General features: G+C 34.3%; 3 protein-coding genes and 1 pseudogene. All 4 read right to left on the bottom strand.

The features are described from left to right. Positions 1-248: 248 nt before the first annotated feature. Positions 249-707 carry a DUF4304 domain-containing protein gene (locus DW036_RS25290; protein ID WP_233560547.1) on the bottom strand — a complete coding sequence of 153 codons (459 nt, stop codon included), beginning with the start codon at positions 705-707 and terminating at the stop codon, positions 249-251. Positions 708-739: 32 nt separating this feature from the next. Next, positions 740-1,123, bottom strand: a complete 384-nt coding sequence (locus DW036_RS25285) for a hypothetical protein (RefSeq protein WP_233560546.1) — start codon at positions 1,121-1,123, stop codon at positions 740-742. Between the two features lie 184 nt (positions 1,124-1,307). Continuing rightward, complete coding sequence (locus DW036_RS25280; protein ID WP_158585997.1) at positions 1,308-1,748, bottom strand: DUF4304 domain-containing protein; 441 nt, start codon at positions 1,746-1,748, stop codon at positions 1,308-1,310. A 2-nt stretch (positions 1,749-1,750) separates the two neighbouring features. Beyond that, a pseudogene (locus DW036_RS25275) lies at positions 1,751-2,419 on the bottom strand (hypothetical protein); the annotation flags it as partial.

Here is a 2,419-nt window from a genome sequence, read left to right as displayed (position 1 = left end):
GTGTTAATATTTCGCTCAAAATCATCAAAATAATAACGTTTACCTGCGGCAAACGGAAGCGTGGAAGAAGAAACAGTCAGTGCACTGCAATCGTATAAGTAGGCGGCACCATATTATAAATACAAGGAATAAATAATCCCTCCCTTTACTGATATTTTACAGTAAGAGACAGGGATATTTTAAATGAGAGGATTGAAAAACCGAATATTACGTTCAGCTGGATAACATATTGACCGAACGGAAGAGTATCAGTTTACTGGATATAGGCGGTCTAGTTCATCCTTAACAGTTGAAAGTAGAAAAATGCTCCCTTCATCTGCCAATTCTCTTACACCTGAAACAGACAAAGCTTTCTCTTCATATGGAATAACAAAATCATCAAAGAACTTCTTTAATGTCTGCATTCTGTCTTCATCAGACATAGCTATATCAAAGTCGAAAAGAGAACAATACTCCTTAGGCTGCCTATTGAAAACATCACCCATTTCTTTCTTTATTGTATCTTTATTAGGAAGATATTTATTACCAAAAGTACCTTGTATATATATCTTTATATTTAATTCGTAATAATCTCCAAAATTAGATTTCTGTAGTTGAAGTACAAATATACATTCAGTACTTTCTTTATAACACCCTCCAAAGGCAGTCTTGAAACCATAAGATTTAGCCACCTCACCAAATATTTTCCGAAATTCTTTACTGTCCATAATTAATGAGTATCTATAACTCTTATCCGTTGCTAACCTTGAAATTTTGCCATTGTTTGTAGTTCTTTGGAACGAGCTAGACATCCCTCCCTATAAGTTATAGGAATTTCAATTAATAGACTCCAATTGACCTTCCATATATCAAGCTCATATAACTCCCCTTTTTCGTCCAGGTATAACGATGCCACAACTGTAATCCCATCAATGTCATCAAATAAACAATCGATAGCTTGAGATCCAAAATGATGTTCTTTGTAATCATCTACTCCATAAAGGTGCAAAGCTAGGCTTCCCATTCCTCCATCCGACAAGTCTGATACCAACAAACGGTTTTTCCAGTCAGGAGTAAAAACAACATGCACTCTACATATAAGTTCTTCTAATAATTTGATTTCTAATTCTGTTGGATGTCTCATCTCATTTTCATCTTAGAGACAGTAAATGTAAGATTTTAAGTTGAGAATTGCCTAAAAAGATACATAAAAATCCCCATCTCTACTAATATTTTATAGAAAGAGACAGGGATATTTAAATGAGTGGACTAAAAAAACGAATATTCAAGACAACCGAATAACATATTCGATTGAACGAAGATAGATATTAAACACCCAATTCTTCTCGAACAGCAGGTAAAAGATAGATATCACCTTTCTGAAACATTTCAATAATACCAAGTTTAGACAAACACCTTTCTGTAAAAGGAATAATTCTTTCTTCAAAAACGGTTCTAAGCAAAGCTATTCTTTCTTCATCACTCATTGCTATATCTTCTAAATCAAATATCGAATTTCCAGTAATTTGATCCATAACATGACCAAATGAGCTTTTCATTATTTCCTTATTAATAGAATAATGTCGATTAAAAGCACCCTGAATATAGGCTCTCAAATTTAAATAAAATTCATTTGCATAACTTGATTTTTGAAGCCAAAATAAAGATATACACTCATCACTTTCTTTATACCAACCGCCATAGGCATTCCTAAAGCCATAAGATTTAGCCACTTCACCAAATATTTTCCGAAATTCTTTACTGTCCATAGTTAATAAGTATCTAAAATGGTTTTCCATTGAATATTTTTAAATTCAGGATATTTTTGAATAACAGCAGGGCTTTGTAATTCCCTCAAATACATCTGAAGCTGTTTTTGTCCTTGCTTCATAGAGCGGGGATTATATGGCTTCAACTCATGTACTGTCTTATTAATGATATCCAAAAAATCTATCCGTTTACCACTTGGCAATACAAACTCTTTTCCATATTCTCCAGCATGATAGGCCCTATGCATTTGCTGCCCCAACTGCAAATTAGATTTCGTATAAGCCCTTACAACCGGCGCAGCATTCTTTCCTCCAAAGGCAAACTTAAACAAGCCCTTAACCGATTTCAACAATGAAGCCCACTTGAATGCACTAAATCCAGGCAAAGGAGGTTCTCCGGTAAATTGAAGTTCACCATCTTCAAGAGGACGATAAAGAGTCTTATTTATTTTTATATTCTTTCCATAAATAACAACTTGACCATTCTCAACCTTACCCTTAGAATAATACAATGTAGAAGTCTGGTCATTGTAAGTCAGAGCTTGTTCTCCATACGCCTCATAAGCCGCCAGGAATTCCTTGTCCGACATTTGATACCAGCCATCAAAGTCATATCCAATTATACCCTTATTCTCATTATAATGTTTCCAGAATTCATAGATGACATTCGG

Origin of the sequence: Bacteroides sp. AF39-11AC, from assembly GCF_003474285.1 — a bacterium.
Classification (GTDB): Bacteria; Bacteroidota; Bacteroidia; order Bacteroidales; family Bacteroidaceae; genus Bacteroides.
The sequence above is the reverse complement of the archived record's forward strand: the minus strand, read 5'-3'. Positions and strand labels throughout refer to the sequence as shown.